This window comes from Burkholderia sp. LMG 13014 (assembly GCF_905232215.1).
In the GTDB taxonomy this organism is placed as follows: Bacteria; Pseudomonadota; Gammaproteobacteria; order Burkholderiales; family Burkholderiaceae; genus Burkholderia.
This window is the reverse complement of record NZ_CAJNKE010000303.1, coordinates 1-7,198: the sequence shown is the minus strand read 5'-3', so window position 1 is coordinate 7,198 and position 7,198 is coordinate 1. Positions and strand designations below refer to the sequence as shown.

6 protein-coding genes and 1 pseudogene are annotated in these 7,198 nt (G+C 67.3%); 1 reads left to right on the top strand and 6 read right to left on the bottom strand.

Annotated elements, in window-relative coordinates; genetic code table 11:
• Positions 1-73 precede the first annotated feature (73 nt).
• From JYJ84_RS24020 to JYJ84_RS24005, 4 genes are all read right to left on the bottom strand, one after another.
• On the bottom strand, positions 74-1,270 hold the full coding sequence (locus JYJ84_RS24020; RefSeq protein ID WP_175222716.1) for a serine hydrolase: 1,197 nt from the start codon (positions 1,268-1,270) through the stop codon (positions 74-76).
• Between the two features lie 78 nt (positions 1,271-1,348).
• Positions 1,349-2,764 (bottom strand): dihydropyrimidinase, encoded by a 1,416-nt coding sequence (gene hydA, locus JYJ84_RS24015; protein WP_175222715.1) that lies wholly within the window; start codon positions 2,762-2,764, stop codon positions 1,349-1,351.
• Positions 2,765-2,774: 10 nt separating this feature from the next.
• Entirely contained in the window at positions 2,775-3,503 is a 729-nt protein-coding gene (locus JYJ84_RS24010; protein WP_043186387.1) for an aspartate/glutamate racemase family protein, read from the bottom strand.
• Between the two features lie 33 nt (positions 3,504-3,536).
• The gene (locus JYJ84_RS24005; RefSeq protein WP_174957914.1) at positions 3,537-4,835 is read right to left on the bottom strand and encodes an MFS transporter; all 1,299 of its coding nucleotides are present in this window, start codon (positions 4,833-4,835) and stop codon (positions 3,537-3,539) included.
• Between the two features lie 172 nt (positions 4,836-5,007).
• Between JYJ84_RS24005 and JYJ84_RS24000 the strand changes: the two genes are divergently transcribed.
• On the top strand, positions 5,008-5,724 hold the full coding sequence (locus JYJ84_RS24000) for a GntR family transcriptional regulator (RefSeq protein ID WP_175222714.1): 717 nt from the start codon (positions 5,008-5,010) through the stop codon (positions 5,722-5,724).
• A 43-nt stretch (positions 5,725-5,767) separates the two neighbouring features.
• On the opposite strand, the gene JYJ84_RS23995 is transcribed toward JYJ84_RS24000, so the two are convergent.
• Both JYJ84_RS23995 and JYJ84_RS23990 read right to left on the bottom strand, forming a co-directional pair.
• Entirely contained in the window at positions 5,768-6,943 is a 1,176-nt protein-coding gene (locus tag JYJ84_RS23995; protein WP_175222713.1) for a M20 aminoacylase family protein, read from the bottom strand.
• A gap of 59 nt (positions 6,944-7,002) precedes the next feature.
• Positions 7,003-7,198, bottom strand: a pseudogene (locus JYJ84_RS23990) (diaminopropionate ammonia-lyase); the annotation flags it as partial.

The window sequence follows — 7,198 nt, the reverse complement described above, 5'->3', positions numbered from 1 at the left end:
GGCACTGCGCGCGAGGCGGGCCGCCGCACGTCGAGCGACGCAGCCGATCCGTCAATCATGTTCGCTATCCTCATCAAATCTCCGGTGCGTCGTTGAACGCTGCAGCGGTGCCTGGCACGCCCTTCGCCTGCCGGCTGCGCGCAAGTTCGTCGCGCAACACCTGCGTGGTCTCCGCATGCTCGACCGGCGGCTGCGCCGGCGTCAGCGCGGGCAGGATGTAGTCGCCGACCATCTTGCGATACAGGTTCAGATAGGTCGCATCGCGCAGCCCGCCGTCGGTCGGCAGCAGGCTCGTCATCACGACGACCGCGCGCTGCGCGGGCAGCACCGTGATGAATTGCCCCTTGAAGCCCATCGCCCCGAACTCGGGTGTGCCGTGCTCGACCACATGGTGAATCCAGCAGTAGTAGCCGTAATCGTCCGCGGCCGGCGACGGCGTGGTCATCTGCCGAACCCAATCGGCCGGCACGACCTGCCTGCCGTTCCACCGGCCCTGATCGAGCAGCAGCATGCCGAGCTTCGCCATGTCGACGGCACGCAGCCGCAACCCCCAGCCGCCGGCCACCGCGCCCGTGCCATCGGCACCGCTCCAGCGGTAATGCGCGAAGCCGAGCGGCTCGAACAGCCGCTTGCGCGCGAACTCGTCCTCGCGCTCGCGCGCGGCGATCGACACGGCCGTGCCGACCAGCACGGGGTTCACGTCGATATAGTCGAACTGCTTGCCGGGCGGCTGCGCTGCGCGGCTTGTCACCGCGACGCGCAACCGGTCGGGCGCGTCGTAGTACAGCGGATCGGTGCCTTCGCGCGTCGTGTAGCGCAGCCCGCTCGACATCGACATCAGGTGCCTCAGCTCGATGTCCTGCTTGTCCGCGAGTTCGGCCGCGAGATCGGGCCGTGCGGCCGCGATCAGCGGCGCGACCTTCGTCGACGGGCCGAGCTTGCCCTCGCCGTCGAGGATGCCGGCGAGCAGCGCGGTAACCGTCTTCGTCACCGAATACAGCTCGTAGTTGTTGTCGCGCGTGAGGCCATCGCTGTAGCGCTCGAACACGATCCTGCCGTCCTTCACGACGACGAGGCTGCGCACGTCCATCCGGTCGCGCCGCAGCCATTCGGACAGCCGCACGAGCGGCGCCGAATCCACGCCGACCGATTCGGGCACGACGCTCGGCATGTCCTGCGGCGCATCGCCGGCGGCCAGCGCCGGGCCGCCGCACGACCCGGCGACGACGGTCGCCGCCACGAGGCGCCGCATTGCGTGGGAAACGCTCATGTCCGCTCCTTCACATTCGTTTGATACGGATGACGCCCGCGGGTCACGCGGGCCCTCCTCGTTCCGTCGCATCGAACCTCAATCCAGGCACGGCTTGCCGGCCGGCAGGAATTGCCCGCGCCCCGGCTCGGCGGCGAGCAGCCGGCCGTCTTCGACGAGCAGCTCGCCGCGCGACAGGCAATGACGTGGCCAGCCCGTCACCTCGATCCCTTCGTACGGCGTGTAGTCGACCGCGTGATGCAGCGACGCATTCGCGATCCGCACGCGCTTGTCCGGATCCCACACGACGATGTCCGCGTCGGCGCCGATCGCGATCGTCCCCTTGCGCGGATACAGCCCGTACAGCTTCGCGGGCCGCAGCGACGTCAGCTCGACGAACTCGTGCAGCGACAGCCGCCCTTCGCGCACGCCGTTGAACAGCAGCGGCAGCCGCGTCTCGAGCCCCGGGATACCGTTCGGGATATGGTCGAACGATACCGCGTGCCCGCCCGGATGCTTGCCGCATGGATCGTCGTAGTTGAACGGCGCGTGATCGGACGAGAACACCGAGAACACGCCCTGCTTCAGCGCCTTCCACACGGCCTGCTGGTTCGCCGGATCGCGCGGCGGCGGGCTGCACACGCACTTCGCGCCTTCGTAACCGTCGTGGCCATCGTGACCGAGATCGGCGGCGGTCAGATACAGGTATTGCGGGCAGGTTTCGGCGAGGATCGGCAGCCCGCGCGACTGCCCCCAGCGGATCTGCTCGATCGCCTCCGCACCCGACACGTGCACGATCAGGATCGGCACGTCGACGAGTTCCGCGAACGCGATCGCGCGATGGGTCGCCTCGCGCTCGACCACGGCCGGCCGTGCATGCGCATGGAAATGCGGCGCGACGTGGCCGTCGCCGAGCAGCCGCTCGGTCAGCCAGCCGATGCAGTCGGAATTCTCCGCATGCACCATCACCAGCGCGCCGTGCTCGCGCGCGACCGACAGCACGTCGAGCATCTGCCGGTCGTTCAGCTTCAGGTCGTCGTAGGTCATGTACACCTTGAACGACGTATAGCCGTTCGCGATCAGCCGCGGCAGCTCTTCCGCCAGCACGTGCGGCGTCGGATCGGCGACGATCAGGTGGAAACCGTAGTCGACCAGCGCGCGCCCTTCCGCACGCCGGTGATAGTCGTCGACGGCCGCCTGCAGCGACTGGCCCTTCGCCTGCGCGGCGAACGGGATCACGGTGGTCGTGCCGCCGCACAGCGCCGAGCGCGTGCCGGACAGGAAATCGTCGGCCATCCGCAGCCCGTCGGGCATCGGCTGGTCGAGGTGACAGTGCGCATCGACGCCGCCCGGCATCACGAGCATCCCGCTCGCATCGAGCTCGCGCGGCGCGCGCGGCAGCCCGTGACCGAGCATGGCCACGCGCCCCGCGCGGATGCCGATGTCGCACGAGAACCGGTCCGCCGCCGTCACGACGTCCGCGTGACGGATCACGAAATCGAGATCGTTCGACATGGCGCGCGCCTCAGATCACGTCGCTGAAGAGCCGCCCCCAGCCCTTCACCTGCCGCGTGTCGTAATCGGCGAGCTGCAACGATTTCCACACGACGGTCGAGATCGTGTCGTAGATCGGGATGCCCGTCTCCTCCTCGAGCGCCGGCACGAGATGCGCGGCGTTCAGGTTCGTGCAGAAGATCGAGATCGCGCGCGGGCCGGCCTTCGCGACTTCGCGCACCATATCGCCGATCGTGTCGCCCGCCACTTCTGAGAACGAGAAATTGACCTTCAGGTTCAGGTGGCGCTCGGCGATGCAGTTCAGGCCCGAGCGGCGGTAGTTGTCGACGATCTTCGTCTGCACGTCGTCGAGATACGGCGTGACGAGGCCGAACTCGTGCGCGTTCGTCTTCTTCAGGATCTCGTTGAGCGCGAGCACCGACGTGGTGGCCGGAATGCCCGTCGCCGCCGTGATGCGCTCGCACAACCGCTCGTCGGCCTCGAAGCCGAGCCAGCCCGACGACGTGCCGTTCCACGCGATCACGTCGACCTTCGCGTCGGCGAGCAGCATCGCGGCCTGGATGATCTTGTCGTCATCGAACTGGCCGAGCGCCTGGCCCGTCAGCGAGATCTCGGTGACCGGGAAGCGCGCGAAGTGCGCGGACACGCCCGGCAAGCCGGCGACCATCGCACTCGTCAGCGGTTCGAGCGAGGTGTTGGAAGACGGCGTGAGCATGCCGAGCAGCGTACGTTTTTTCATGATGGGTTTCTCTCTACCAGTGAAAAGGGTCGGTCAGACCGGGAGCTTGTTTTCGTAGTCGATTGCGCTGGAGCACAGGAGCAGGCCGACGCCCGCCGCCGCGAACACCATCAGCGCAAGGAAATAGGAGCCGGTGAACTGCACGATCGCGCCGACGACGATCGGCACGGTGACGCCGCCGATGTTGCCGCCGAGGTTCATCAGGCCGCCGAGGAAGCCGATCTTGTTGCGCGTGCCGAGCGACGACGGGATGCACCAGTACAGCCCGCACCAGCGCAGGAAGAACAACGTCGACGACAGCAGCGCGACGCACACGATCGGGTCCTTCACGTACGCGACGGAGAAGATCGACACGGTGGCGATCACCGCGGCGATGCCGAACAGCGTGCGCATCACGACGTTCGGACGGCCGCCTGCGGCCTTCCACTTGTCGGCGATCCAGCCGCCGAGCAGTTCGCCGACGAAGCCGCTGAAAAAGATGATGAAGGTCGAGCCGCCCATCTGCTTGATGTCGAAGCCGTGCACCTTGTGCAGGTAGTTCGGCATCCACGTGAGCAGCCCGTAGAACACGCTGTTGAAGCACATCCAGCCGAAGAACATGCACCACACCGAGCGGTACTTGAAGAAGTCGCGCGAACGGCCCGACGCGCCGGCCGGCTCGGCCGCGAGATCGCTCGCATGCGACGCCTCGATGTAGTCGGCTTCGAGGTCGTTGACGCCCGGATGCTCGCGCGGCGTGTTGCGGATGTAGTGCCACGCGACCACGCCGGCCAGCACCGTGCCGACGCCGGCCACCGCGAACGCGAGCCGCCACGAGCCGAGCAGCGCGATCAGCCCGGCGATCAGCACCGCACCCAGCGCCGCGCCGAGCGGTGCGCCGCCGTCGAGCAGCGTGGCGCCGCGGCCTCGCTCGGTTTGCGTCATCCAGATCGCGTTGAGCTTGCCGCCGGCCGGATAGATCGGCGCTTCGGCCGCGCCGAGGCCAAGGCGCGTGAGCAGCAGCGACGGCGCGTTCGTGCACAGCGCGGCGATTGCCTGGAAAAAACCCCAGAACACCGTGGCCGTCGCGATCACGATGCGCGGCTTGAAGCGGTCGGCGAGCATCCCGCCCGGGATCTGCATCACCGCATAGGTCCAGAAGAACGAACTGAGGATCAGACCCTCCATCGCGGGCCCGATGTTGAACTCCTGCGAGATGTAAGGCATGGCGACGGACAGCGACGCGCGATCGACGTAGTTGATCGCGATCAGGCTCAGCATGACGACGAATATCTTCCAGCGGACGGCGGACTTGCCGACCGTCAAGGCGGCGACACCGGAGGTTGAAGACATGGACGGACTCCAGGATTGAACGAGGATGGTCGGGACGTCGCGCAACGTGGAGCCGAGTATAGGATTAGAAATTTATAATTACACATGGTGTAAACGATTGGTTTTATTGGAATTATGTTTACGTTATCGGCGAGATTGGCCTGCACCGGGATCGTGATAAGCTTGCACCACCATGAGCCAGACACCCCGCAATCCCCTGCTTCTGCGCACCCGCGGCATGGCCGCGGAGATCGCCGCGCGCCTGCGCGTGATGATCGACGAGGGCGAGCTGCCGCCCGGCGCAAGAATCGACGAGAAGGAGCTCAGCCTCGCATTCGACGTGTCGAAGACGCCGCTGCGCGAAGCGCTGAAGGTGCTCGTCGCGGAAGGGGCCGTCACGCACCGCCAGTACATCGGCTACCGCGTCGCGTCGATCGACCTCGACGACCTGATCTCGACCTTCGAGCTACTGCACGGCCTCGAAGCGATGGCAGGCGAACTGTTGCGCCGGCGGATCAGCGCGGCAACGCTCGCCGCGCTGCAGGCGAAGCACCGGCGAATGATCGAATGCCACGAGGCCGGCAAGCGCGTCGAGTATTTCCGGCTGAACCAGCAGATTCATCAGATGATCGTCGACGCGGCCGGCAACCCCGTGCTGTCGGGCATCTACGCGTCGCTGATGTCGAAGGTGCATCGCGCGCGCGGCGCGGCGAACGCGGATACCTTGCGCTGGGCCGAGTCGCTGCACGAGCACGAAGCCATCATGGCCGCGCTCGCCGATCCCGACCACGCGGTGCTGCCGCAGATCCTGCGCAGCCATTCGGAGAACACCGCGCGCGAAGTGCTCGCCATCCTCGACCGGACGACTGGCACAGCCGACACGCAGGGCAAGCGCGCGGCCGAAGCATGACGGCCTCGCCACGCGGGCGCGTGGCGGCCTGACATACCGTGCATTACGCGGCGCGCAACGCCCGCCGCGCCACTTCCGCAAAATACCGCGCCCCCACCGGCAGGATCTCGTCGTTGAAGTCGTAGCCCGCGTTGTGCAGCGGCACGCCGCCGCGATCAGCCGCCTCACCGTTGCCGATGAACACGAAGTTGCCGGGCACGGCCTGCAGGAACGCGCCGAAATCCTCCGAGATCATCATCGGCTGCACGTCGGCGTTCACCGACTCCGCGCCCGCGACCTGCGCCGCGGCCTGCACGGCCGTGTCGACCCATTCCGGCGAATTCACCGTCGGCGCGAACTCGTGCGTGTACTCGAACGTGCAGGTCGCGCCGTACGTGCGGCAGATCCCTTCGCTGATCTCGCGCATCCGCGTGGCCAGCAGCGCCTGCACGTCGCGCGAATAGCTGCGCGTGTCGCCCTTGATCGTCACCGTCGACGGCAGCACGTTGCGCAGCCCGTCGGTGATGAACTCCGTGCACGAGATCACGGCCTGCTGGCCCGGATCGAGATTGCGCGACACGATCGTCTGCAGCGCGAGCACGACCTGCGCACCGATCACGATCGGATCGATACCCATGTGCGGACGCGCCGCGTGCGTGCCGCGCCCGTCGATCCGGATCACGAAGTTGTCCTCGCTCGCCATGATGCCGCCCGCGCGCGTCGAGAACGTGCCCGCGCGCATCCCCGGCATGTTGTGCGCACCGAAGATCGCGTCGACCGGAAAGCGCTCGAACAGCCCGTCGGCCATCATCGCCTTCGCGCCGCGGCCATGCTCCTCGGCCGGCTGGAAAATGAAGCGCACCGTGCCGTCGAAATCCTTGCGCTCGGCCAGCAACTGCGCGGCGCCGAGCACCATCGACATGTGGCCGTCGTGCCCGCACGCGTGCATCTTGCCGGGCATGCACGATGCGTATTCGCGGCCCGGCGCGTGCTCGGCGATATTCAGCGCGTCCATGTCCGCGCGGATGCCGATCGCGCGCTTGCCGGTGCCGGCCGTCAGGTTCGCGACGAGCCCCGTGCCGCCGATCCCGCGATGCACGTCGAGCCCGAGCGTCGTCAGGATGCGCGCGACGTAGTCCGACGTGTTCACCTCTTCGAAACCCGTCTCCGGATGCTGGTGCAGATGGCGGCGCCAGGTCTTCAATTGCCCCTGCAGCGTGCTTTCTTCGATTGCGTCCATGGCGTTTGCCTCGTCAGTCGTGGTCGGTCAGGATCGGTCGGGATCGGTCGGAATGTCGTTCAGGCCGCGACCGACGCGCGGTCCAGCCAGTCGCGCTGCCGCGCGAGCACCGCGTCGGCCGTCTCGCCGACGCACTGCCGGTACACGGACGGCGCCGTCGCGCCTTCCGTATTGATCGCCAGCACGCGCGAATGCGCGTCGAGCCCCACCTGCCGCGCGAGCGCCGAATCGCGCATCAGCACTTCCAGCCCCGCG

What these genes read in the sequence shown, in the direction of transcription:
- JYJ84_RS24020 (WP_175222716.1), bottom strand. Translation starts at nt 1,270, where the DNA reads ATGAGCGTTTCCCACGCAATGCGGCGCCTCGTGGCGGCGACCGTCGTC.
- hydA (WP_175222715.1), bottom strand. Translation starts at nt 2,764, where the DNA reads ATGTCGAACGATCTCGATTTCGTGATCCGTCACGCGGACGTCGTGACG.
- JYJ84_RS24010 (WP_043186387.1), bottom strand. Translation starts at nt 3,503, where the DNA reads ATGAAAAAACGTACGCTGCTCGGCATGCTCACGCCGTCTTCCAACACC.
- JYJ84_RS24005 (WP_174957914.1), bottom strand. Translation starts at nt 4,835, where the DNA reads ATGTCTTCAACCTCCGGTGTCGCCGCCTTGACGGTCGGCAAGTCCGCC.
- JYJ84_RS24000 (WP_175222714.1), top strand. Translation starts at nt 5,008, where the DNA reads ATGAGCCAGACACCCCGCAATCCCCTGCTTCTGCGCACCCGCGGCATG.
- JYJ84_RS23995 (WP_175222713.1), bottom strand. Translation starts at nt 6,943, where the DNA reads ATGGACGCAATCGAAGAAAGCACGCTGCAGGGGCAATTGAAGACCTGG.